Annotated in this window: 24 protein-coding genes and 1 tRNA gene; 21 read left to right on the forward strand and 4 right to left on the reverse strand. The window is 31.8% G+C overall.

What is annotated here, in order from left to right; translation table 11 throughout:
• Positions 1-7: 7 nt before the first annotated feature.
• Positions 8-949 (reverse strand): calcium/sodium antiporter, encoded by a 942-nt coding sequence (locus RH81_RS01670; RefSeq protein ID WP_033956655.1) that lies wholly within the window; start codon positions 947-949, stop codon positions 8-10.
• 153 nt (positions 950-1,102) lie between these two features.
• Between RH81_RS01670 and RH81_RS01675 the strand changes: the two genes are divergently transcribed.
• Together RH81_RS01675 and RH81_RS01680 are read left to right on the forward strand one after the other, a co-directional pair.
• Positions 1,103-1,462, forward strand: coding sequence for a BlaI/MecI/CopY family transcriptional regulator (locus tag RH81_RS01675; protein ID WP_033956656.1), 360 nt, complete (start codon positions 1,103-1,105; stop codon positions 1,460-1,462).
• Between the two features lie 2 nt (positions 1,463-1,464).
• Positions 1,465-3,981: a M56 family metallopeptidase gene (locus tag RH81_RS01680; RefSeq protein ID WP_081988160.1), complete on the forward strand. Its 2,517-nt coding sequence runs from the start codon at positions 1,465-1,467 to the stop codon at positions 3,979-3,981.
• Positions 3,982-4,021: 40 nt separating this feature from the next.
• On the opposite strand, the gene RH81_RS01685 is transcribed toward RH81_RS01680, so the two are convergent.
• Entirely contained in the window at positions 4,022-6,001 is a 1,980-nt protein-coding gene (locus RH81_RS01685; protein WP_033956661.1) for an endonuclease, read from the reverse strand.
• Between the two features lie 644 nt (positions 6,002-6,645).
• Here RH81_RS01685 and RH81_RS01690 point away from each other — a divergent pair.
• From RH81_RS01690 to RH81_RS01740, 10 genes are all read left to right on the forward strand, one after another.
• The gene (locus tag RH81_RS01690; RefSeq protein ID WP_033956662.1) at positions 6,646-6,798 is read left to right on the forward strand and encodes a hypothetical protein; all 153 of its coding nucleotides are present in this window, start codon (positions 6,646-6,648) and stop codon (positions 6,796-6,798) included.
• 274 nt (positions 6,799-7,072) lie between these two features.
• Positions 7,073-7,918, forward strand: coding sequence for a helix-turn-helix domain-containing protein (locus tag RH81_RS01695; protein ID WP_033956663.1), 846 nt, complete (start codon positions 7,073-7,075; stop codon positions 7,916-7,918).
• A 102-nt stretch (positions 7,919-8,020) separates the two neighbouring features.
• Positions 8,021-8,833: a helix-turn-helix domain-containing protein gene (locus RH81_RS16270; RefSeq protein WP_052172367.1), complete on the forward strand. Its 813-nt coding sequence runs from the start codon at positions 8,021-8,023 to the stop codon at positions 8,831-8,833.
• A 69-nt stretch (positions 8,834-8,902) separates the two neighbouring features.
• A complete protein-coding gene (locus RH81_RS01705; RefSeq protein ID WP_033956664.1) occupies positions 8,903-9,286 on the forward strand; it encodes a hypothetical protein in 384 nt (127 codons plus the stop codon).
• Positions 9,287-9,301: 15 nt separating this feature from the next.
• The gene (locus RH81_RS16975; protein ID WP_081988161.1) at positions 9,302-10,420 is read left to right on the forward strand and encodes a cytochrome P460 family protein; all 1,119 of its coding nucleotides are present in this window, start codon (positions 9,302-9,304) and stop codon (positions 10,418-10,420) included.
• Positions 10,421-10,447: 27 nt separating this feature from the next.
• Positions 10,448-11,059: a cytochrome P460 family protein gene (locus RH81_RS01715; RefSeq protein ID WP_033956665.1), complete on the forward strand. Its 612-nt coding sequence runs from the start codon at positions 10,448-10,450 to the stop codon at positions 11,057-11,059.
• 97 nt (positions 11,060-11,156) lie between these two features.
• Positions 11,157-11,624: a hypothetical protein gene (locus RH81_RS01720; protein WP_033956666.1), complete on the forward strand. Its 468-nt coding sequence runs from the start codon at positions 11,157-11,159 to the stop codon at positions 11,622-11,624.
• Positions 11,625-11,710: 86 nt separating this feature from the next.
• A complete protein-coding gene (locus tag RH81_RS16275; RefSeq protein WP_052172368.1) occupies positions 11,711-13,117 on the forward strand; it encodes an FAD-dependent oxidoreductase in 1,407 nt (468 codons plus the stop codon).
• Between the two features lie 6 nt (positions 13,118-13,123).
• The gene (locus tag RH81_RS01735; RefSeq protein ID WP_033956667.1) at positions 13,124-13,573 is read left to right on the forward strand and encodes a heme-binding domain-containing protein; all 450 of its coding nucleotides are present in this window, start codon (positions 13,124-13,126) and stop codon (positions 13,571-13,573) included.
• A gap of 28 nt (positions 13,574-13,601) precedes the next feature.
• Positions 13,602-13,994, forward strand: a complete 393-nt coding sequence (locus RH81_RS01740; protein ID WP_033956668.1) for a hypothetical protein — start codon at positions 13,602-13,604, stop codon at positions 13,992-13,994.
• A gap of 117 nt (positions 13,995-14,111) precedes the next feature.
• On the opposite strand, the gene RH81_RS01745 is transcribed toward RH81_RS01740, so the two are convergent.
• Positions 14,112-14,185 (reverse strand) — tRNA-Arg (locus tag RH81_RS01745).
• A gap of 154 nt (positions 14,186-14,339) precedes the next feature.
• Between RH81_RS01745 and RH81_RS01750 the strand changes: the two genes are divergently transcribed.
• The 9 genes from RH81_RS01750 (at position 14,340) to RH81_RS01790 (ending at position 22,849) form a co-directional block, all read left to right on the forward strand.
• Positions 14,340-14,900, forward strand: coding sequence for a YeeE/YedE family protein (locus RH81_RS01750; protein WP_033956669.1), 561 nt, complete (start codon positions 14,340-14,342; stop codon positions 14,898-14,900).
• A 1-nt stretch (position 14,901) separates the two neighbouring features.
• Positions 14,902-15,315: a DUF6691 family protein gene (locus RH81_RS01755; protein ID WP_033956670.1), complete on the forward strand. Its 414-nt coding sequence runs from the start codon at positions 14,902-14,904 to the stop codon at positions 15,313-15,315.
• A gap of 79 nt (positions 15,316-15,394) precedes the next feature.
• Positions 15,395-16,801, forward strand: a complete 1,407-nt coding sequence (locus tag RH81_RS01760; protein ID WP_033956672.1) for an MBL fold metallo-hydrolase — start codon at positions 15,395-15,397, stop codon at positions 16,799-16,801.
• Positions 16,802-16,803: 2 nt separating this feature from the next.
• Positions 16,804-17,073, forward strand: coding sequence for a heavy-metal-associated domain-containing protein (locus RH81_RS01765; protein ID WP_033956675.1), 270 nt, complete (start codon positions 16,804-16,806; stop codon positions 17,071-17,073).
• A 121-nt stretch (positions 17,074-17,194) separates the two neighbouring features.
• Entirely contained in the window at positions 17,195-17,791 is a 597-nt protein-coding gene (locus tag RH81_RS16280; protein ID WP_052172369.1) for a TetR/AcrR family transcriptional regulator, read from the forward strand.
• Between the two features lie 145 nt (positions 17,792-17,936).
• The gene (locus RH81_RS01775) at positions 17,937-20,315 is read left to right on the forward strand and encodes an efflux RND transporter permease subunit (RefSeq protein ID WP_033956677.1); all 2,379 of its coding nucleotides are present in this window, start codon (positions 17,937-17,939) and stop codon (positions 20,313-20,315) included.
• A gap of 20 nt (positions 20,316-20,335) precedes the next feature.
• Positions 20,336-21,106, forward strand: a complete 771-nt coding sequence (locus RH81_RS01780) for an outer membrane lipoprotein-sorting protein (protein WP_033956679.1) — start codon at positions 20,336-20,338, stop codon at positions 21,104-21,106.
• Between the two features lie 11 nt (positions 21,107-21,117).
• Positions 21,118-21,537 (forward strand): hypothetical protein, encoded by a 420-nt coding sequence (locus RH81_RS01785; protein WP_033956681.1) that lies wholly within the window; start codon positions 21,118-21,120, stop codon positions 21,535-21,537.
• A 106-nt stretch (positions 21,538-21,643) separates the two neighbouring features.
• The gene (locus tag RH81_RS01790) at positions 21,644-22,849 is read left to right on the forward strand and encodes a hypothetical protein (RefSeq protein WP_052172370.1); all 1,206 of its coding nucleotides are present in this window, start codon (positions 21,644-21,646) and stop codon (positions 22,847-22,849) included.
• Here the strand turns inward: RH81_RS01790 and RH81_RS01795 are convergent.
• A complete protein-coding gene (locus RH81_RS01795; RefSeq protein ID WP_033956684.1) occupies positions 22,846-23,121 on the reverse strand; it encodes an ATP-dependent Clp protease adaptor ClpS in 276 nt (91 codons plus the stop codon). The genes RH81_RS01790 and RH81_RS01795 overlap by 4 nt on opposite strands.
• Positions 23,122-23,168 lie beyond the last annotated feature (47 nt).

A 23,168-nucleotide genomic window follows, 5' to 3' on the forward strand; every position in this document is an offset into this window, starting at 1 on the left:
TTTTAGTTTAAGATTTAAAAGCAAAAAAGATAAACAATCCATAAGCAATGATTAATAGCAAGCCTTTATACCTTGATATATTAAATCGCTTTGGTATAATTATTAATGGAATTAATACTGCAGAAAAAGCTAACATCCAAAAAATATCACGAGATAAGATAGAGGAATCCGTTACTTCGATAGTTTTTATAATTGAAGTTAAACCCAATACAGAGCCGATATTAAAAATATTGGATCCAATTAAATTCCCAAGAGACAAGGCTTTTTCTTTTTTTACAGCTGCAATAATGGAAGCTGCTAATTCTGGTACACTAGTACCAATAGCAATAACCGTCGCAGCAATTACAGCGTCGCTAACTCCGAGAGCAGTAGCCAATTCTTTTGCACCATCAACCAACCATACTGAACCAAAGTACAATGCAACACCACCAATAAGCAACCAAATAAAAATTTTAAAATTTGAAACTATTGCCAGACTATCATCAACTTGTTCTAATATTTTTTCTTTTTTGGCAACCTTTATTAATACTATCAAAAACAAGATTAACGAGCCAAACAAAATGCCTCCTTCAATTTTCGAGAGCTTATTGTCGTTACTCAAAAAGTAATATAATGCAATTGAAAACAGCATCATTACTGGCCAATTGAGTTTATAGAAACTTTTATCTACAGCTATAGAACTTACAAAAGCTGTAATACCTAAAACTAGTCCTATATTGGCAATGTTTGAACCTATTACATTATTTAAAGCAATAGCTGGAGAACCAGTTAATGCAGCATTTAAGCTTACTAAAAGTTCTGGAGCAGACGTTGCAAAACTCACAACTGTCATACCTATAACCATTTTAGAAATGTTTAACTTAAAAGATAAAGCGACTGAAGACCGAACTAAAAACTCACCTCCTACAACCAAAAGCATCAATCCTAAGATGATCCAAAGTAAACTCATGTAATCACATTTTTTGCGAAGATACTACTTCATCTGAATAATAATAAAATTAGTTTTTAAAACTTAAAATTTAGTTAAATAACTACATTAATAGTTGTATAACTATAAAAATAGTTATAGATTTGTTTCACTACTAATTAAAATACTTTTAACGTGCAACAACTCACTAACAAAGAAGAAGAAATTATGCATATCTTATGGAAGCTTGAAAAGGCTTTTGTAAAAGATGTTCTTGCAGAAATAAATGAAGATAAGCCACATTATAACACGCTATCTACTATAATAAGGAATTTAGAAGAGAAAGGCTATGTGAGTTATAATGCCTACGGAAAAACACATCAGTACTTTCCTGTGGTTAGCAAAGAAGCATACAAAGAACGCTTCATGAATACTGCCATTGAAAGTTATTTTAATAATTCATATAAAAATGTCGTTTCCTTTTTTGCCAAAGAGGAAAAGATTAGCGTCGATGAACTAAAAGAAATCATTGCTTTAATTGAAAAAAAGAAATAATTATGGAGTATCTTTTAAAATCATCAACTGTAATCATTTTATTCTATTTGTGTTTCCATTTGTTTTTAAGGAAGGAAACATTTTTCCAACACAACAGAGGGTTTCTATTAATAGGAATGGTGATTGCACTCGTCTTTCCGTTAATTGTTATTCCTGTATATATTCCTTTGGAAACAGTAATCGTACCTGAATTTCAATATTTGAGTACTGCTGCTTCTCAGGCGGAATTGCCTTCAGCAACTTCAACTTTTCAATGGACTGATCTTATACCAATTGTTTATGGTATTGGGCTTATAATATTTCTAATTCAATTCTTGTTTCAATTTGGCTCCTTGCTCCTATTGGTGCTAAAGAACCCCAAAAACAGAGAAGGTATTTATACATATGTTACGGTAAAATATGATATTTCTCCATTCTCTTTCTTTAAATGGATTGTTTTTAATCCGAATGCTTTTAAGGATGATGAATTAGAATTAATCCTCACTCATGAAAAAGTTCATGCAAGTCAATTACATTCTATTGATATTCTATTAACACAATTAGCTTGTTCTGTCTTTTGGTTCAACCCATTAATGTGGCTATATCGTAAAGATGTAAGACAAAATTTAGAATACATAGCTGACTTTAAAACACAAACAACATCTAATAAGGATAGAACATACCAACATTTATTATTAAAAACCAGTGTTACGAATCATCAAATTCCATTATCAAATAATTTTTATAATTCATTAATCAAAGAACGAATCGTTATGTTAAAAAAATCAAGATCAAACAAAAGAAAACAATGGCGCTATTTACTAATACTTCCTTTACTATCAGGCTTATTAATGAGCGTGAGTACAAAAGAAGTTTATGTTGAGGCGAATTCAACTTTTGAAAAACCTGACAACACGTTTGAGTTTGTTGTTACTAAAAAAACGACTGACTCAGACCTCAAATCTATGTCTAAATCTATAGAACAAAAAGAAGGCAGTTTAGTCTTTAGTGACATAAAAAGAAATGAAAATGATGAACTAACTAGTGTTTTTGTAAAACTATATAATCACAGTTATGGTGGTGGAAATTCAATTAAACCTATAGAGGATTTTATAATTTACAAAGAGCTCTCAGGACTTAAAGGTGGCTATGTAGGTCGTTTAGGAAATGGCACAACACATTTTGGAAGCAGTGATCTTAATGCTATTTATTCCAAAGAAAATGAAGGTCAGCGAAAAGCATTCGAAAAAAGAGTACAGTCTGCTGTTATTAAAAATGGTCTTTTTAGTGAAGAGGACAAAAAGAGAGCTGACAACAGCGAAATAATTGAAATTATCATAACCAAGATCACAAGTGACTCTGACCTTAATAACATAAAAAAAGAACTACAAAGTAAAGGCATCACCTTTAATTATAGCAATTTAAAACGAAATGCTAAAGGAGAAATTACTGCCATAAAAACAAAGTTTAAAAATGATAAAAATTCTACTAATTACAATGTTTCTGGTGACGAAGGCATAAAATCATTCCAATTCAAAAGTAGTGATGACACGTTTAGTGTAGGGACCGTTGACAGTAACACATTCATTTACAAATCTGATAACAATAGTAATGTAAACGTACAATCTTCTGGAAACAACAGAAAAGTAATAGTTATAGATGAAGAAGAGGAGAGCGGTACTACTTCAGTAAACATGAAGACTTTAAAGAATAAAGACACTGTTTATTTTGTTCAGAGGAATAACAAATTTACGTTATCAACAGGTGATGAAGACTCTAATATTTTTATCAACGAATCTGACGAACCAATATTCATTATAAATGGTAAAAAAGTTGAAAAATCATTTTTTGAAGATGTAGATTCTGATGACATACAATCTGTATTTATATTAAAGGGAGAAAAAGCGTTGGAGAAATATGGTGATGAAGGCAAGAATGGTGTTATCTTAATGACAAAGAAAGGCTCTAATAATCTATTTATAGAATCAAAGAAGGATGTTAATGGCAATGTTTTTATTGAATCAAAAAATGAGTTCATAATTGAAACTGATGGTGATGAACCACTTTACATATTGGATGGAAACGTTATCAATAAAAACAAAATGAAGGACATAAATCCTAATGAAATTGAAAATGTCGAAATACTCAAAGACAAATCTGCAGTGACATTATATGGAGAAAAAGGAGAACATGGTGTAATAGTAATTAATACCAAAAAGAATATAGGGAAATCAGTTTCTAATGTTGTTACAACCTTTTATGTAGAAGATCATGAAGAACGCGTTGATGTACTGACTAAAAATGCAACAAAAGCAGATTTAGACAAAATCAAAAAAGATCTTAAAGCACAAGGTATTGATGCTAAATTCTCAAAAGTAAAACGCAATAAAGCTGGTGAGATTACTACGATTAAAATTTCTTTAAATGATAATAATGGCAGACAATCAAGCGCTAGTTTTAAAGAAAAGAATCAAGCTATCCCAAAAATTGTAATGGGTAAAAAGGGGAATAAACTTTTTATAAATTCGATAGAAAACTAAAATCAAAAAAGCCCAAATTTAAATTTGGGCTTTTTTGATTCTAATTAATAATTATCTTTTTGACAACCTGTTTATTATTTGAATACAGATTAAGCAAGTAAATACCACTTGACAATTCTAAATCTATATAATCATCGTTTCGTAAACTGAAAGTTTTGATCTTTCGTCCTTCTATTGAAAGGATTTCAATTTTGGCTTCGTTTTGTAATCCTCTAATGAAGATACGATTTGATGTAGGATTAGGAAACACTTGAATTTGAGTTGTATTAAATTCAGAAATACTTAATTCTTGATCCCAAACATCACCTACATTATCTCCCCAAATATATTCGACTAAATCAGGCTGATCAATAAAAGGATTCCTATTGATTTGCCACGTAAATACTACATTATTACGATTCATCTCATAATCATCAGGAGGATCATTTCTATGCCAATCTAATAAGGTTGCTAAATCTCCTAATTCTCCTGTTGTACCTTCTGGAAATCCATTAACTACTTGAAGTCCGTTAAATCTTATTTCCATATATAAAACACTTCTAGCTACATCACCATAAAAACTAGCTTGATTAGCACTTGGCCCTGTATATTCACCATAATGCTGATTTCCTCTAGAACTATTTTCTGGTCCATCAACAGCTCTTAAAGCATGTGCATCTGAGTTTCCATGGCGCAATGAATCTGCAGTAGTATTCCAAAACACATTTCTACCATCTGCAATATCATCTTCGTCTATATCAAAATATCCACCACGAGAACGAGGATACGTATGTTCTCTATTCCATTTTCCAGTACTCACAGAACCTGTTTGAAAATCTAATTTAGGACGACCTTGTTCAGTATACACTAACCACATTTGATTACTATTCTCTGGATTTTGATCAGCTTCTTTTAATATGTCAATAACATCAGCATAGGTTTGCGCTCTTACAACACCTTCTTCAGCGATTATATCTTGTAAGGCTTGACGCAATTGAGCATCAGCTAAACCATCTAAGCTATCATAATAATCATTTGGTTGTGTACCTGCCACTGTTTCAAACGTTGGATTTAAAGGCGTCCCAAATGATGCCGTCGTAAAGTCGTTATCTACAATTCGTATTTCAATATTATCATTAAGTTGGATGTATGGTAATGCCAAACTTACAAATCGAATTCTAGTCACTTCATCGCCTTCATCATCACTGTCATCCACAAGAGTAATTGTTGTCGATGCTGTATTTTGTCCCATCGGAATAGTGATAGAAGTATTACCAGTAAAATCAGAAGTATTAAAACCTTGATTATTTAGTAGAATATCAAAATCTAAGTTATCTGTTACATTAGATTCCGAAGTAAATGTAATATCAAAACTGTCGTCTTCATTATATTGTGTTTGAGCTACACTAATACTAATACCATTAAATATAATTCCGCTTCCATCATTAAGTTGTCTAGGTGTAGGCACTGTTGACATATAAGAAACGTTTCCATCCATATCTTCAAAACGCTGAATGGAATTAGTATTGTTACTAGAACCTTCATTAATTTGCTCGATATCCACAAAATTTGGATCGTCATTAAAAATATCGATTAAGTCTAAATCGTCACTATCTGAAGTATCATAGATTAAGACATCTATTAAATCTGTTATAGTTGCAACGGTGCCTTCCAGAAAATCAAAATTATTAGCTTGATAAATTGCTACAGCATCTGCTCCATTTTGAATTACATTTTCAGAAATTAGAAATTGAGGCACTGGTGATACTGAATTACTACCAATTAGTAAAAGTCCGTTAACATCTGTAACCAAACCATCCAAATCAACAGTAAAGTAGCTTGAATTCATACCAGAGGTAGAACCGTTAAAAAACACCAACACATAACCATCTAACGCAAAGTTAGGTGTTTCTGAAAGTAGCTCCACAAATTCCATGTTATCGATTCCTGGAGTATCACAATCTAACTCATTGATTACAACCTGAGAGAATAGTGGATTCGCTATTAAAGCTAAAAAAATAAAGAGTAATAAAGATTTCATTTATAGTCTGTTTTGCACAAATGTAATCATCAATTTGAGTATAATCGATTTATAGGTTTATTAAATGAATAATTTTAACATTAAAACGGCTAAAACTAACTGATTTAAAAACGAGTATCAAGTGACATTTTTAATTTTTAAAAAGATGAAATTGCCGAAATACGTAGTTTTAAAGACAAATTCCCCCTTGGTTTTAAAAAAAACATCAAAAAACCTCCTTGAATTATTACAATACCAAACAATTTACTTACAATAAGATTACAATTTGAAACTTCTTTCAAGACGGTCACATTAATACCGAAACATAAATCATCTTTTTAGTTATAATATTATATTCAATTTCACGAATTTTGCTAAAAACGTTTGGTTATAGGATTTCCAAGGTTATATATTGAAAACTCAAACGAAAAAATAATAAATAATTAACCTTTAAAACACTAAGAATTATGATGACACTTGCAAAACTAGTAATTGATTTAATTTTCTCAATATAAAAAAACTAAAAATCAGTTAATCAATCAAAAAACAATCAACCAACACAATGTAAAACTTATAAAAGCATAAGTTTTACATTTTCTTTTAAGGCCCCATTTGGCAACCATATTCAAAAACTGTACTTTTAAATATCATATGACAACCTCTTAATGAAGAAAGGAATATTTAAAGCACTAGCCAAAATCAACAAAGCAGTCTTACCAAGTTATACAAAACGTAACTTAGACCTTAGCAAAGCCACTAATATTCAATTAGGAATTATTGGATGGCGAGTCTATGTGACCAAGCGTGCTTTGGAGTAAAAAAACAAAATTTCAACTTCAGTAACCGAGGCAACAATTACCACGTAATTCCAAAAATTTTAATCTTCCCTACTCTTCTCGTACCATTTAAATAATCTTAATTTCCAACCGTTTAGTCCTTTAATTAGCAATTTTAGCTGCATTTAAATTGTGACATCAAGCTTATGCCAACATACTAGAACAATACCATAATCCTAAATCGTATAAATCGTTTTATTATAAATTGCATAGTTTTGCAAAGCCACAAAAGTTTCAATTTAAAATTAGATTTATAATGAATTTAAGGTATGCTAAACATCCAGAACAAGGAAACCTTGTTCTAACAGATTTTAATTGTGCTTCTTTTGAAAAAAGATTGGGTGTTGGCGATTATTACAAAGTAATTTGGGCAAAAGAGAATCCTATTACAATTGGCATCGATGGATACTTGGTGAATTTGGAAAAGGATCAAGTTTTGTTTTGTACGCCATTTAATATGATCCAAATAGAACCTTTTTTAAAAGGAGCTAGTTCAATAATTTTTGATCGCGAGTTTTACTGTATTAGAGATCATGATCATGAAGTATCGTGTAATGGTTTTTTATTTCTTGGGTCTTCAGCACCAACAATTGTAGATTTAACAAAAAAAGAAAGAAAGAGTTTTGAATTACATTTTATGTTTTTTGAAGAAGAGTTTGAAACCCAAGACCACATTCAAGGTGAAATGTTAAGAGTGCTACTTAAGAGATTACTTATAAAATCGGTAAGACTTTTAAAGAAAACTATTATTGACCCAACAATGGAGCAATCAAAAATTGATATTATTAGACAATTTAATTTGTTGGTAGAAGCAAATTTTAGAGAAAAACATAAAGTATCCGATTATGCAGAACTCTTAAATAAATCACCAAAAACTATTTCCAACCTATTTACTAAGTATAATAACAAGACACCTTTACAAGTTATTAATGATCGTATTATACTTGAAGCGAAAAAATTATTATTGCTTTCAGAAAAATCTTCAAAAGAAATCGCCTTTGATTTAGGGTTTAACGAAGCTTCTCACTTTTCTAAATTTTTCAAAAACTACGCAGATATATCACCAATTCATTTTAAAAAGAATACTTTAAACATCTATTAATCTTTTTTTTAATTCTAGGAAAATAGACATCTAATCAGGTCAAATGTTTATCAACTAAAGCTACAACCACTTCTAACTTTGTGTATCTAAAAAAAAAGATACATGCAACCTGAAATTGGATCGTTATATAATTATCCTTACATAAATTACAAAAATTGCAAAACGAAAGCTTTTCATATTGAAAGCGTTTCTTCGGCTAGCTTAATTTGGATTGCTAAGGGTAGTTTAAAATGCAGTATAAATAACCAAGTTACGGTTATACCATCTAACACTATTATCTTATTAGATAAAGGAAATGTATTTAGCTATAAAAGTAATAGTAGGTCTCAAATAAAGATACTTGAGTTTAATACTGAAATTTTCCTAAACTCTGTAACATTTATATGTGGCTTCATTAACAACAACACTAAAAAAGATTTAAAAAATCACATTATGCTCTTTTTTAAAAATGAGCAATCACCTTTACTAACAGATACTTTTTCAATTGTTGAAGAATTAATCACGGGCAACCATTTAGTAGATATCGAAAAATTGAGTTTTACAATTTGTAACCTATTGCAGAACGCTCTTATAGAGAAATCTGTTCAAGACTCCAAATACATTAATCGTTTTGGAGAACTTTTAAACTCACAGTATAACATATTTCATAATGTTTCTGATTACGCATCCCAACTCATTATGAAACCAAAAAATTTATTGCGTTTGTTTCAAAAAAACGAACTTAAAAACCCAAGTGAGATTATTAAAGAAAAATTGTTGCTTGAAAGCAAAAAAAGGCTTGTCTATACGGATGAAAGTATTAGAGAAATCTGTTTTGAAATTGGATTTTCTGATCCTGCTTACTTTTCTAGATTTTTTAAAAAGCACACAAGTCTAACTCCTCAACATTTCAGAAAGGAGTACGCACAAAACTGATGTATAGCAGAATAAGGAAAAAAGTGCAAGTTAATAGGATTCTAATAAACTAATTTTAACATAATTTTTATGGAAATAATAGAAACCATCAATAAAAAACATAAAAGTATTAATCAAGATATTTTTTTCATGCTTCTCAAAAATCAAAAAATTGAAGAAGCCATTGAGAAGTTTATGGATGAGGATATTGAAATAGAATATAATAGTAAACAACGTTTCATTTCAAAAAAGATCTGGATCAAATATCTAAAGAAAACCATTTTAAATACATCTACAGAAGTTGTTCAATTTAAGGTAGAAGAAACTATAAATCCAGAAGAAAAATTCAAATTTAGAATTTTTATGATTTGTAAAAAATTAAAAGGCACCTTCGATTTAACAGAAATAAGAGTATGCAATATTTGGAAGAATAACCAGATCAATAAAATGGAATACAAACTAATAAATCACTAACCTAAAACAAATAAAATGAAGCTTAAAAAAATCTATAAAGTAATTGTACTTGTCTCAATCGTGACATGTTTCATTACTTCATGTAAAAACGAAGGAGAAGGATATCAAGACATTTCCTATTTCAAAATGAATACTGAAGGTGATTTAGAACGTCCACAGGATTATAGATCTTGGGTATATGTTGGAACACCTGTTACTCCAAATGACATGAATGATGGAAAAGCTGCATTTCCAGAACTCCATAATGTTTATATGGATCCAATGAGCTATGATCACTGGAAAAAAACAGGGACTTGGCGAGATGGCACTATTCTAGTTAAAGAACTCGTTAGTGTTGGCACTAAAGCTGCTGTAAGTGGTAATGGTTATTTTATGGGAGAATTCATTGGATTAGAGGCAACAATTAAAAGTTCAAAACATTTCCCAGACGAACCAGGAAATTGGGCATATTTCAGTTTTACCAACCCAAAAGGTGGTGATTTAGCAGATACAGGTAAAGCCTTTGAAACGCAAATGTGTAATTCTTGTCATAATGCTAGCGCAGCAGATGATTTTGTGTTTACCCAATATTATCCTGTATTATCAGCAGCAAAAGGCGTTGGAGAAAACATTACTCCAGAAAATGCAGCGAGAAGAACAGCTGCTCAAGCAAAGGCCTTTAGTGACGCTGGAGTATGGGATGCAATGGCACCAACACCAGAAGGTTTAACGCTTGAAATTCCACTAGGAAAAGAACAGTTGTTTGCCTATCTAAAATCCGGAAAATATAAAAGCTATTCCAATAAAGAAGCAACTGCTCACCCATCTTTAGGACCACATCAAAAATTAGGACTTCCAGTACGTGTATTTATGAATGATATTATTGCGAAATCATTAGAAGAAGGAAATAATGAACATCCTTTGGGATCAGTAATAGTAAAAGAAATGTTTACAGCAGATAACCAGCCTAATGGTTGGGCTATAATGGCTAAAACCCATGATAAATCAGATGGTGGAAATGGTTGGTTTTGGTACGAAGTAACCGATGATAATGATGCAGACAAAATTGCTGCTATTGGAAATGGTGTTGAAGGCTGTGTAAGTTGCCATACCATTGGAAGAGACATGGTTAGAACTTCCTTCCCTTTAAAATAAAAAATAACTAAAAACAAAATATAAAAAATGAATAAATTAAAATACATACTCGTAATGATGATAACTATGGTAATAGTGACATCATGTAATGAAAATAGCAATTATATTGAAGCTACATATTTTACCATGGATTCAAATGGAGAGTTAATTCGTCCTGTAGATTATAGAACATGGATTTATGTTGGAACACCTTTAACGCCTAACGACATGAATAACGGAAAAGCTGCTTTTCCGGAATTTCACAATGTATATATTGACCCAATAAGTTATAAACAATATAAAAAAACTGGCACTTGGAGAGAAGGCACAATTCTTATAAAAGAATTAGTAAATGTAGGAAGTAAAGCTGCCGTTAGTGGCAATGGTTACTTTATGGGTGAATTTATTGGATTAGAAGCTACAATAAAAAGTAAAGAGCACTTTCCAGATGAGCCAGGAAATTGGGCATATTTTAGTTTTACTAACCCAACAGGAGGAACTTTAGCAGCAACTGGCAAGGCTTTTGAAACTGCTCAATGTAATTCGTGTCATAATTCAAGTGCAGGTGATGATTTTGTATTTACACAACATTATCCAGTACTTAGAGCAGCCAAAGGTGTTGGCGAAGAAGTAACACCAGAAAACACTGCAAAACGATAAACACAAATTGGTTTTAAACTATTCTCGTAATAGTTTTAGTGTGGCCCAAAAGGATTTTTTATTTATACTTTTGGGCTTTTTTTTTTAAAATTAAAAAATGATAAAAACAATTGTTTTATTATTATTTGTTGTCCAAATAAGTCAAACAACAATAGCTCAAGAGCATATTGATAAAGAACCAGGCTTTGAGTTAGTTTTTTCAGGATTATCTATCTATAATACAGAAACTGAAATAAGTGATTTTGCTACTGAAATCCACCTCACTTACTGGACGACACATAAATGGGCTTTTGGTGTAGGTTACACCCTTGTGTTTGAGGAAGACAATAAAATTGGCCATGAGGTCGCAGCATTGGTAAGCCATAAACCTTGGTCATTTTTAACTGTAAATACTGGACCAAGTATTTCATTACCAAATTCTCATAAAGACACTGAAATATCCACTTATTTAGAATCTGAATTTGCATTTAAAATAGGAAACATTCATACAGGACCAACTGCTGGAATTTTAGTCGGTGAAGATTTTAGATATTTTGGTGGCTTGCACATTAGTTATGAATTTTAAGGAAAAAAGTACAATTCATTAGGAGAAATAGATATTCCTAATGGTCATGTTGTGCCCTAACTTTGTGATACTAAAAAATAGAACCAATGAATGAAATTAAACTTTATGGTGCAGACTGGTGTCCAGACTGCCGAAGAGCAAAAGCATATTTAAAGGAAAACAACATAGATTACACCTTTGTTGACGTCGATTTAGATAAAGAGGCTACTGCTAAAGTAGAAGCAATAAATAACGGAAAACGTATCATCCCAACTATTATTATTAATGGGAAATCCTACACTAATCCAGAAAACGGTGAGTTAGCTTCTGTTCTAGGAATTAATGAAGAAGGTGATGTGCAACTTTTTGGCGCAGATTGGTGTCCAGATTGCAGGCGTGCAAAGAGTTTCTTAAGAGATAATGGCGTCAATTTTCAGTTTATAGATGTAGATGAATATGATTGGGCAACGCACAGAGTTGAAGAAATTAATAACGGAAAACGTATAATTCCAACATTATTAATTGACGGTAAACCATATACCAACCCAGATAATGTTGAGCTTACAGAGTTGCTTTCAATAAATGTAGAAAAAGAGCATAAAATTTTTGACTCGATAATAATTGGAGGAGGTGCAGCTGGGTTGACAACTTCAATTTATGCACAGCGTGACCGTTTTGATACATTAATATTAGAGAAATCTACAATTGGAGGCAATGCTTTTCTAACTGAAAAGATTGAGAATTACCCTGGCTTTCAGTCGATCTCTGGTCCAAAATTAATGGAGAAAATGGAAGAGCAAGCTAAAACGTATGGCGCTGTTATTAAAACAGGTGAAGAAGTTATTGCCATTACAAAACAAGGTGAACTATTTTCAATTCAAACAAAGAGTGCCACTTATTTAGGAAAAACAGTTGTCTTATCTACAGGTTCTACTTATAGAAAGTTGGGAATACCAAATGAAGAAGAGCTCATAGGTTCTGGAATTCATTTTTGCGCAACTTGTGATGGCGCATTTTATAGAGATAGAGATATTATTGTTGTAGGTGGTGGAAATTCAGCATTAGAAGAAGGAATCTTTTTAGCCGGTTTTTGCAAAAGTGTTAAAATCATACATCGATCTGAGCACTTTAGTGCATCAGAAACTTATATCGAAAAATTGAAATCAATTGATAACATTTCAACCTATATGAATAAAACATCACTTGAGTTTGTTTCAAATGAAAATGATTTATTTAAAGGACTTAAAGTTAAAGATAATGTGACTAATGAAGAATCAATTATTGAAGCAGATGGAGTATTTATTTTTATTGGTTTAATCCCAAATACGCAATCATTTAGGGATGTGGTATCACTTGACGAACGTGAATTTATTCAAACTACAGGATTAGCAGAGACTTCAGTAAAAGGAATTTTTGCTGCTGGAGATTGCAGAGAAGGTGCGATTGCCCAAGTCGCAGCAGCAACTGGAGAAGGTGTTTTGGCGAGCTACGGAATTAGAAATTATTTGAAATAAAAACTAATGGAATTACCAATCAAAAAGAAAGTTTTAGTAGTTTTTGCGTTAGTTTTTATTGGAATACAGTTCTATAGACCAAATAAAAATGAACAATTGCCAGAAACTTTAGATGACTTTTTAATTGCAGAAAAAGCTCCAAAAAACATTAAATCATTAATTAAAAATTCCTGCTATAATTGCCATTCGAATAACACCAATTATTTTTGGTATGATCATATTGCTCCTGCAAGTTGGTTTGTAGATAACCATATTAAAGAAGCAAGAGAACATCTTAATTTTTCAAATTGGGCAACATTAGATAGCAGAGATAGAGCTGGAATGGTTTCTGAAATAGCAGTAAATATTTTAGAAGAAAAAATGCCATTACCTTCGTATGTTACAATTCACTCAGATGCTAAATTATCCGAAAGTAATAAACAAAAAATTTTAGAATGGCTTTATACTATTGATTAATTCATTTTCATAAATAACAAAAATTAATATGATGAACTGGTATTTACCAATTACTATTATTCCTGGTTTAGGAATGTTAATTCTATCTACTACCTCACAAATGATGACGTTAAGTTCAGAAATTGGAAGTTTGTTGGCAAATAAGTGTACTTTAAATCAACATAAAATTTCTGAACGAAAAATCAAACAATTAGGTTTACTAACTAGAGCTAGTGCATTGCTATATTTAGCAACAGGATGTTACGTGTTATCTGGAATTTTAGGTGTTGTTTTTGAAACAGAAGCAATTTTAAGTTTACCAAGTATTACGCTTTACTTAGGTACCGTTTTAATATTTATAGCCATTAGTTTGTTAATTCTCTATGCTTTTCGAGCTGTAAAAATAAGGAAAGACCAATTTATAAATAATCAAAATATATAAGGTTATGATTTAAAGAAACAATGAGCAGCTATTGGTTGCTAGTCTATGTGACTAAACGAGCTTTGGAATAAAACAAAAAAAGCAAGCTATTTTATTAGCTTGCTTTTTATTTATTCGTGACCTCGACTGGATTCAAACCAGTAACCTCTTGAGCCGTAATCAAGTGCGCTATTCAGTTGCGCCACGAGGCCTTTTTTAGTGGATGCAAATATACTACATTTATTAAGTCACTACCAAACTATTTATTTCAAAATTTAAACTAAAGGTTATTCCATGTAACTATTTATAACAAAAATCACAATACATATCAATAGCTCTATATATATTTGCACTAATTAAACACGTATGGAACACATATTACAGCCTTGGCCTTGGTACGTTTCAGGCCCTCTTATTGCATTAATTATGTTTACCCTAATCTATCTAGGTAAAACATTTGGTATGTCATCAAATCTTAGAACACTCTGTGCTATTGGAGGTGCAGGAAAAAAAGTTAAATTCTTCCATTTTGATTGGAGATCCCAACTATGGAATCTGATAGTGGTTTTGGGTGCTTTGATTGGTGGTTTTATTGCACATCAGTTTCTATCTGTTCCAACTCATATAGATTTAAACCCTAAAACGATTGAAGATTTATCTCAATTGGGTTTTGAAAATGCTGGCCAATCATTACTTCCAGCTGAACTCTATAGTTGGGATGCTGTATTTAGCTTGAAAGGTATTTTAATTCTAGTAATCGGAGGACTTTTAGTGGGCTTCGGCACACGTTATGCAGGAGGTTGTACTTCTGGTCATGCTATAACTGGCCTAAGTAGTTTACAACGACCTTCTTTAATTGCTGTCATTGGTTTTTTTATTGGCGGACTTATTATGACTCATTTACTATTCCCTTTAATTTTTGGTTAATATGAAGTTTTTGAAATTTTTATTCGTTGGCATTATTTTCGGAATTGTATTGGTCAAATCTGAAGCCGTATCATGGTATCGTATTTATGAAATGTTCAAATTTGAATCCTTTCATATGTATGGAATAATTGGAACTGCTATAGGCACTGGAGTCATTTTACTTCTTATAGCAAAACAATTAAAACTAAATAATTTAGAAGGAAATCAAATGAAAGTTCCTTTAAAAGATAAAGGTGTTTTTCGTTATATTATTGGCGGCACACTTTTCGGATTAGGCTGGGCTTTAGCTGGAGCTTGTCCTGGGCCAATGTACATATTAGTAGGAACTGGAGCATTTTCAGTACTTATCGTAATCGCTGCTGCTTTAGTAGGCACTTATGTTTACGGAATTATCAAAGACAAACTTCCACATTAGTTAAACCTGATAAATGTCAGATAATAAAAAAGAATACTTCTTATATTTGCATCATTGTTAAAACTAAATTGACATCGTTATGAAAATCGAACAAATTTATACAGGCTGTTTAGCACAAGGTGCTTATTATATTGAGTCTGAAGGCGAAGTTGCCATTATTGATCCTTTACGAGAAACACAAGCATATATTGATAAAGCGAATACTAATAATGCAAAAATCAAATATGTTTTCGAAACACATTTTCATGCCGATTTTGTTTCTGGTCATGTAGATTTGGCTAAAAAAACAGGAGCAACTATTGTTTATGGTCCTGGAGCTGAAACTACTTATGAGATTCATTCAGCAAAAGATGATGAAACGTTCAAGTTAGGAAACATCATAATAAAAGCATTACATACACCTGGTCATACTCTAGAATCAACATCTTTCTTGCTCATTGATGAAAATGGTAAAAATCACGCTATATTTTCTGGTGACACTTTATTTTTAGGTGATGTTGGACGACCAGATTTAGCAATAAAATCTGATTTAACAAAAGAAGACTTAGCAGGTATGTTATTCGATTCACTTCGTAGTAAAATCATGCCTCTTGCTGATGACGTTATCGTATATCCAGCCCATGGCGCTGGTTCTGCATGTGGAAAAAATTTAAGCAAAGAAACTGTAGGCTTTATAGGTGATCAAAAGAAAACGAATTACGCTTTAAGAGCAAATATGACTAAAGCAGAATTTGTAGAAGAAGTATTAGATGGTATTGCTCCTCCTCCACAATATTTTGCTAAGAATGCAATGATGAATAAAACGGGTTATGATAGTTTTGAAACGGTTTTAAAATCTGGAAATTCACCTTTAAATCCACAAGATTTTGAAGCAATGGCCAATCATGAAGAAGCTCTAGTACTTGATGTAAGACCTGAAAGCGAATTCATTAAAGGGCATATTCCAAACTCTATCTTTATTGGATTAAACGGACAATTTGCACCTTGGGTTGGCGCATTAATAATTGATTTAAAACAACCTATTTTATTAGTTGTTCCTGAAGGAAAAGGAAAAGAAGCTGTAACTCGATTATCCCGTGTTGGTTATGACAATACCTTAGGTTATTTAGAAGGTGGTTTGGATGCTTGGATCGCTTCAGGTAAAGAAACAGACAATTTAGAATCTATTTCTGCTGAAACATTTGCTAAACGTATAAATAGTGAAGACATAAATATTCTCGATGTTAGAAAAGATGGTGAATATAAAAGTAGCCATTTAGAAAATGCTCAGCATTTTGCATTAGACTTTATCAATACAAAAATGAATGAGGTTTCTAAAGACAAAACCTATCACATCCATTGTGCTGGTGGTTATAGAAGTGTCATTGCAGCTTCAATATTAAAAGCCAGAGGATATCATAACTTAGTTGATATCGCAGGTGGTTTTGAAGCTATCAAAAAAACGGATTTACCAACTACGGATTTTGTTTGTCCATCTACACTTTAAATATGGAAAATACATTTCAAATTCAAAACTTAAAATGTGGAGGTTGTGCACATACTATAATAACACGTTTAGAAGAATTTCAAGGAATTTCAAATGTTATAGTTGATAATGATGCTCATTCAGTAGGTTTTAGTTACACCGAAACGAAAGAATTGGAGTTGGTAAAAACATTGTTATCTACACTCGGATATCCAGTTGAAGGTGAATCAAATCCGTTAACAAAAAAAGCAAAATCTTTTGTTAGTTGCGCTGTTGGACGACTAAATAATTAATCATAAATCACTATACAAGAGGTGATTAATGATTTTTATTTTTTGTTTACAATAAATTTAACATATAATATTTTGAATCACTAGACGAGTGGTCATATATTTGCATTATTAATTTTACAACATGTCAAAAACCTTAAAACACGATCTTAAAGCTGATGCTCTTTTAGAAAAAGGGATGGAGTTGCTTTGGTCTAAAGGTTATAATGCAACAAGTGTTAACGACATTGTAAAGGTTGCTGGAATACCAAAAGGTTCTTTTTATTTTTATTTTGAAAGCAAAGAAGACTTTGTAGTAAAAGCCATAGACAAATATTATTGTATGATGTTTACGCCTGCAAAAGCAATTTTGGAGAATAAATCATTATCTCCAAAACAAAGGCTTCTCGATTTTCATGAATACAGGATTGATATTTTGAAAAATGAATTGGACTGTACAATGGGATGTATGGCTTGCAATATTGGAAATGAAATGGCTGAGCATAGTGAAAAAATTAGAACAGCAATTTTGATTCATGACCAAATGATTTTATCTACAATTACTGATGTAATTCAAGAAGCAAAAGACCTAGGAGAGATCAAAAATACAATGAGTGCTCAGGATATTGCTGCTTTTATAGAAGATGCTGGAAAAGGAGCTATGGTAAGTATGAAAGAATTAAATAGTTCTTATCCCATTGATAATGCAATGAATATGATCAGAAACGTTTTATTAAAATAATTATTTTTTTTGCATCAATAATAGACGACTGGTCAATTATTAATACAAATTACAACAGAAATTTATAATATTAGAAAAAGAATCTGAAATCAATAACCAAATGACCTTTTATAATCGACTGGTCAACTAATCAAATCAAAAAACAATGAATGCATTAAAAAAAGTAAGCAACGCTTCTAACAAATTTGCTAGTCAATGGGCAACATTTGTTATTAAAAATAAATGGCTAGTATTAATTGGAACTTTCCTCTTAGCAATAGGACTAGGTTCACAAGGTAAAATGGAATTTGATGGAGATTACCATGTATTCTTTAGTGAGTCGAATCCTGAATTAGAAGCTTTTGACGCATTACAAGAGAAATACACTAAAGATGATAACGTCATAATAGTCCTATCTCCTTCTAATGGAAACATATTTACAAAAGAAAATCTAAATGCCATTGAAGAATTAACTACAGAATCCTGGAATACGCCATACTCTTCTCGAGTAGATGCTTTGACAAATTTCCAGCACACAAGCGCTGAAGGTGATGATTTGTACGTTGATGATTTATCATATGAGTCGTCTTTGAAAAGTAATACAGAAATTGCTGAAATTAAAGAAAAAGCATTGAAAGAACCGTTATTGGTCAATCGAATTTTAAATGAAAAAGGTAGTGTTACAGCAATCAATATTACCGTTAGACTTCCTGGTGTAGATAGTGCAAAAGAGATTCCTGAAGTTACTGTTTTTACAAGGAACATGGTTTCTAGTTTTAAAGAGAAGCACCCAAACTTTGAAGTACATACTTCAGGTTTAGTACCATTAAACACAGCATTTTTCGAGTCCTCAATGGCAGATATGGCATTGACAATGCTTATGCTACTTATTGTCATAATAACAACGTTTATATTAACTCGAAACATTTATAGTACAATAGCTACATTGGTTGTCGTTCTATTTTCAATTATAAGTGCTGTTGGTTTTATTGGTATAATGGGTATAAAACTAACACCTCCTTCAGCAACATTTATGACCATGATTTTAACGCTAGCTGTAGCGGACAGTATACACATACTTATCACTATGCTGCAAAAAATGCGACAAGACGGTCTTAATAAAGTTGATGCTTTAGTCGAATCGATACGATTAAACTTTATGCCTGTTTTCATTACTAGTCTGACTACCGTAATTGGATTCTTGACTATGAATTTTGGAGATGTGCCTCCATTTTGGGATTTAGGAAACATTACTGCTTTTGGAATGACAATGGCATTTATTTTCTCGACAACAGTTCTGCCTGCATTAATGGCAATATTCCCTGTAAAAACCAAAGTGAGAAAAGAAACCGAAAAAACTAAGAAAAACTGGTATGCATCTCTCGGTAACCTAGTTGCTAATCAACCTTTAAGACTTACTTTTATTTCAATAGTTATTATTGGAGGATTAACCTTTTTAGCTACTAAAAACGAATTCAATGATGAGTTTATCAATTATTTTGATGAGAGCGTCACCTTCAGAACAGATACCGATTATATCAGTGAAAACTTAACTGGTATTTATAATATAGAATTTTCAATTGGTAGCGGTGAAAGTGGAGGAATTAATAACCCAGAATACCTTAAAAAACTTAATGGTTTTGAAGACTGGTTAAATGAACAACCAGAAGTAGTACATGTAAATGCATTTAGTGAAGTTGCAAGACGTGTAAACAGATCAATGCATGGTGATGACGAAAGCTTTTATCGCGTTCCTGACAATCGTGAAGAAGCAGCACAATACTTACTACTGTATGAACTGTCCTTACCTTTTGGATTAGACCTCAACAACCAAATAAATGTAGATAAATCAGAATCTCGTGTTACTGTAACCTTAAAAAATCTTGACAGTCCAGAGATGATTGCATTTGCCGAAAAAAGTGAGCGATGGTTAGTCGCTAATACTCCAAAGGAAATGCATGCAATTGCTGTAAGTCCAATGCTAATGTTTTCTAAGTTAGGATTTAGGCAAGCAGAAAGCATGTTTAATGGAAACATTATAGCGCTTATTTTAATTTCATTAGTACTTATGCTCGCTTTAAGAAACTTCAAGCTTGGGTTATTAAGTATCATCCCAAATGTAACTCCAGTTCTCGTTGGTTTTGGGATTTGGGCACTTTATAAAGGTCAAATCAATACTGGAATGGTAATCGTTTTTGGTATGACTTTAGGCATAATAGTAGATGATACTGTTCACTTTATGAGTAAATTTTTAAGAGCAAGAAGAGAGTTAGGATATGATGCAAAACAAGCTGTAGTATACGCTTTTGAAACTGTTGGAAAAGCACTTGTAACTACCACAATTGTACTATTAGCAGGATTTGCAGTGCTTTCAACTTCATCATTTGCATTAAATAGTTACATGGCAAGAATTACGGTAATCATTATAACAAGTGCTTTAATAATTGACTTTGTTTTATTGCCTTCATTATTAATTCTGACGAGTAAAAAGAAAGAAAAAATCATTCAAAAAAAGGAATACACACAAGTTATCCTTGATAAATAATCAATTAAAATACAAACAACATGAAAACAATAATTTTAACATTAACACTTTTAAGTACAATCGGACTATTTGCACAATCTGCTGAAGATCGTGGATTAGAAATCGCAAAAGCAGCGGAAAACGCCGATTTAGGATTCAAAAGTTCTACAGTAGAATTAAAAATGACCTTGAAAAATAAAAATGGTCAAACTAGTGAGCGTCTTTTAACAACAAAGACATTAGAATTAACAGAAGATGGTGATAAATCATTAATCGTTTTTAATAGTCCGAAAGATGTTAAAGGCACATCTACTTTAACGTTCACGCACAAAATTGGTGCTGATGATCAATGGTTATTTTTACCATCTATAAAGCGTGTGAAACGAATTTCATCTAATAACAAATCAGGTCCATTTGTAGGAAGTGAATTTGCATATGAGGATTTGTCATCTCAAGAAGTAGAGAAATATGCTTATAAATTCTTAAATGAAAATGGAAACCTTCTAAATGTTGAACAAGATCCTGTAGACCCAAAATCTGGATATACACGACGCATAGTAACCTACAATAAAGATAAAGGGTACCGAATTGAAAAAGTAGAATTTTATGATCGTAAAAATTCACTTTTAAAAACACTCACATACTCTGGATATAAACTCTATAAAAACAAGTTTTGGAGAGCAGCTTCATTTAATATGGTAAATCACCAAAGTAATAAAGAAACCTTATTACAGTTCAGTGATTATAATTTTGGAGTTGATCTAGCAGAAGAAGATTTCACTCAAGTTGCTTTAAAAAGAGCTGGAAACTAAAGCATTTAAAAATGATTAAAATTTTCTTACGCCTTGCAATTGCAACTGGATTTCTGTCTGCAGTTGCCGATCGGTTTGGATTTTGGAATAAAGACGTTTCAGCTTGGGGAAATTGGGACAACTTTTTAGAATACACAGCAGTGTTAAATCCATTAATTCCTGTTGATTTCATTCCAATAGTTGGAGCAACAGCTACAATAGCTGAAATTGTTTTTGCTTTGTGTTTAATAATTGGATACAAAACTGAATTATTTGCTAAGTTTAGTGGATATCTTATCTTATTATTTGCATTAGCAATGACATTCACTTCTGGAATAAAAGGCGCTTTCGATTACTCTGTTTTTACAGCAGTAGCAGCAGCATTTGCCTTAAGCACAATGAAAGCAAAGTCTTTTGAATTTGACATCGTATTGATGAAAAACAAACTTTAAAATATAAGCAATACCGTTGACTACTTAATCTACAATTCATAGTGATGGTTGGTTAGTTGGTTAATAGCAGTAGTTATTCGGTATTGCTTTTTTAATACTAAACAAAATGTTTAAGAATAGTAATTTATACATCCTTTTTCTCTTTTTCAGTTATACATTTTTAAATGCACAAACTGATGAAAGAAAAGTAACGCATGATTTTGAACTTGAAATAGAAGCTGAATATCGTTATTTTATTGATGACGCAAAGTTTCAAGGTCAGCAAGATCACTTTCCATCTATTGCAATTCTTCCAGAGTATAGTTTGCAATGGAACAAAGGATATGAAAGTCTAAATTTTACTGGTTTTCTTAGAATAGATAAAGATAATGAACGAACGCATTGGGATATTAGAGAATTGTATTACCAAAAAGCACAAAGTAAATGGGAGCTAAGTATCGGCCTTAAAAAAGTATATTGGGGAGTTACAGAGAGCAATCATTTGGTAGATATCATCAATCAAACAGATGCCGTTGAATCCTTTGATGGTGAAGATAAACTTGGACAACCAATGGTTCAATTTACGTACACCACAGACAACTTTGGTAGTTTCGATTTTTACTATTTACCATATCATAGAAAACGAACATTTGCAGGAGAAAAAGGACGCTTACGTTTTCCTGTTATTATAGATAAAGATGATATAAATTATGAGAGTAGCGCAGAGGAATGGAGACAGGATGCTGCCTTTAGGTGGTCCCATTATTTTGGTGCTTTCGATATAGGAATATCTCATTTTTATGGAAACGGTCGTGAACCATTATTCACTTTTGATAATCAAGGGAATATTAACGCCTTCTACCCTGTTATTAATCAAACAGGATTAGATTTACAAGTCACTCAAAACGCGTTTCTTTGGAAATTTGAATCTATATATCGTTCTTCTAAAGCACAAGATTTTTTTGCTTTAGTAGTTGGTCTAGAATACACGTTTAGCAATATCGATAGTAATGGTTTAGACATTGGGTTGCTGGCTGAATATCTATATGATGAGCGTGATGAATTGGCATTAAATGCGTTACAAAATGATGTGTTTTTTGGAACTAGGATTGCTTTTAATGATACGCAAGACACTTCTATTTTAATTGGAGGAATTTCCGATTTAGAATCTAGCAGTAAAATTTTCAGCATTGAAGCTTCTAGGCGAATTGGTAATAGCTGGAAGGCTGAATTAGAAGCACGTATTTTTAGTAATATTGATCCAAATGAATTTATTCTATCCAATTTTCAGGAAGATAGTTTCCTGAGGTTTTCTATTTCAAAATTTTTTTAAATAATCTCAGCGCTTAAACCTGCTTCTAATAACATAGAACAACGAGGTTCTAATTCTTTATATTCACCTGTCTTAACGGTACATTGCCCTTTGTAATGGACAATAATAGAACATTGTTCTGCTTGTTCTGGTGTATGATCACAGGCGTAGATTAATGTGTCAATAACGTGGTCAAATGTATTTACATCGTCATTATACACAATGATCTCATTAAGAGGCTGTTCTAGTGTGTCGACTTGAACTTCTTCTTTCGTTTTTTCTTTAGTACTCATTATTTGGTGCATAGCTGTTAACTTAAATGAGGTTGGCTGTAATCGGT

The organism is Psychroserpens jangbogonensis, from assembly GCF_000797465.1.
GTDB lineage: Bacteria > Bacteroidota > Bacteroidia > Flavobacteriales > Flavobacteriaceae > Psychroserpens > Psychroserpens jangbogonensis.

Excerpts from the sequence above, each read along its gene's own strand:
- RH81_RS01780 (WP_033956679.1), top strand. The coding sequence starts at position 20,336 with ATGAAAACAATAATTTTAACATTAACACTTTTAAGTACAATCGGACTA.
- RH81_RS01765 (WP_033956675.1), top strand. The coding sequence starts at position 16,804 with ATGGAAAATACATTTCAAATTCAAAACTTAAAATGTGGAGGTTGTGCA.
- RH81_RS01705 (WP_033956664.1), top strand. The coding sequence starts at position 8,903 with ATGGAAATAATAGAAACCATCAATAAAAAACATAAAAGTATTAATCAA.
- RH81_RS01740 (WP_033956668.1), top strand. The coding sequence starts at position 13,602 with ATGATGAACTGGTATTTACCAATTACTATTATTCCTGGTTTAGGAATG.
- RH81_RS01760 (WP_033956672.1), top strand. The coding sequence starts at position 15,395 with ATGAAAATCGAACAAATTTATACAGGCTGTTTAGCACAAGGTGCTTAT.
- RH81_RS01695 (WP_033956663.1), top strand. The coding sequence starts at position 7,073 with ATGAATTTAAGGTATGCTAAACATCCAGAACAAGGAAACCTTGTTCTA.
- RH81_RS01790 (WP_052172370.1), top strand. The coding sequence starts at position 21,644 with ATGTTTAAGAATAGTAATTTATACATCCTTTTTCTCTTTTTCAGTTAT.
- RH81_RS01755 (WP_033956670.1), top strand. The coding sequence starts at position 14,902 with ATGAAGTTTTTGAAATTTTTATTCGTTGGCATTATTTTCGGAATTGTA.
- RH81_RS01715 (WP_033956665.1), top strand. The coding sequence starts at position 10,448 with ATGAATAAATTAAAATACATACTCGTAATGATGATAACTATGGTAATA.
- RH81_RS01795 (WP_033956684.1), bottom strand. The coding sequence starts at position 23,121 with ATGAGTACTAAAGAAAAAACGAAAGAAGAAGTTCAAGTCGACACACTA.
- RH81_RS16975 (WP_081988161.1), top strand. The coding sequence starts at position 9,302 with ATGAAGCTTAAAAAAATCTATAAAGTAATTGTACTTGTCTCAATCGTG.
- RH81_RS16275 (WP_052172368.1), top strand. The coding sequence starts at position 11,711 with ATGAATGAAATTAAACTTTATGGTGCAGACTGGTGTCCAGACTGCCGA.
- RH81_RS01670 (WP_033956655.1), bottom strand. The coding sequence starts at position 949 with ATGAGTTTACTTTGGATCATCTTAGGATTGATGCTTTTGGTTGTAGGA.
- RH81_RS01775 (WP_033956677.1), top strand. The coding sequence starts at position 17,937 with ATGAATGCATTAAAAAAAGTAAGCAACGCTTCTAACAAATTTGCTAGT.
- RH81_RS01690 (WP_033956662.1), top strand. The coding sequence starts at position 6,646 with ATGAAGAAAGGAATATTTAAAGCACTAGCCAAAATCAACAAAGCAGTC.
- RH81_RS01750 (WP_033956669.1), top strand. The coding sequence starts at position 14,340 with ATGGAACACATATTACAGCCTTGGCCTTGGTACGTTTCAGGCCCTCTT.
- RH81_RS01720 (WP_033956666.1), top strand. The coding sequence starts at position 11,157 with ATGATAAAAACAATTGTTTTATTATTATTTGTTGTCCAAATAAGTCAA.
- RH81_RS01785 (WP_033956681.1), top strand. The coding sequence starts at position 21,118 with ATGATTAAAATTTTCTTACGCCTTGCAATTGCAACTGGATTTCTGTCT.
- RH81_RS01735 (WP_033956667.1), top strand. The coding sequence starts at position 13,124 with ATGGAATTACCAATCAAAAAGAAAGTTTTAGTAGTTTTTGCGTTAGTT.
- RH81_RS16280 (WP_052172369.1), top strand. The coding sequence starts at position 17,195 with ATGTCAAAAACCTTAAAACACGATCTTAAAGCTGATGCTCTTTTAGAA.
- RH81_RS16270 (WP_052172367.1), top strand. The coding sequence starts at position 8,021 with ATGCAACCTGAAATTGGATCGTTATATAATTATCCTTACATAAATTAC.
- RH81_RS01685 (WP_033956661.1), bottom strand. The coding sequence starts at position 6,001 with ATGAAATCTTTATTACTCTTTATTTTTTTAGCTTTAATAGCGAATCCA.
- RH81_RS01680 (WP_081988160.1), top strand. The coding sequence starts at position 1,465 with ATGGAGTATCTTTTAAAATCATCAACTGTAATCATTTTATTCTATTTG.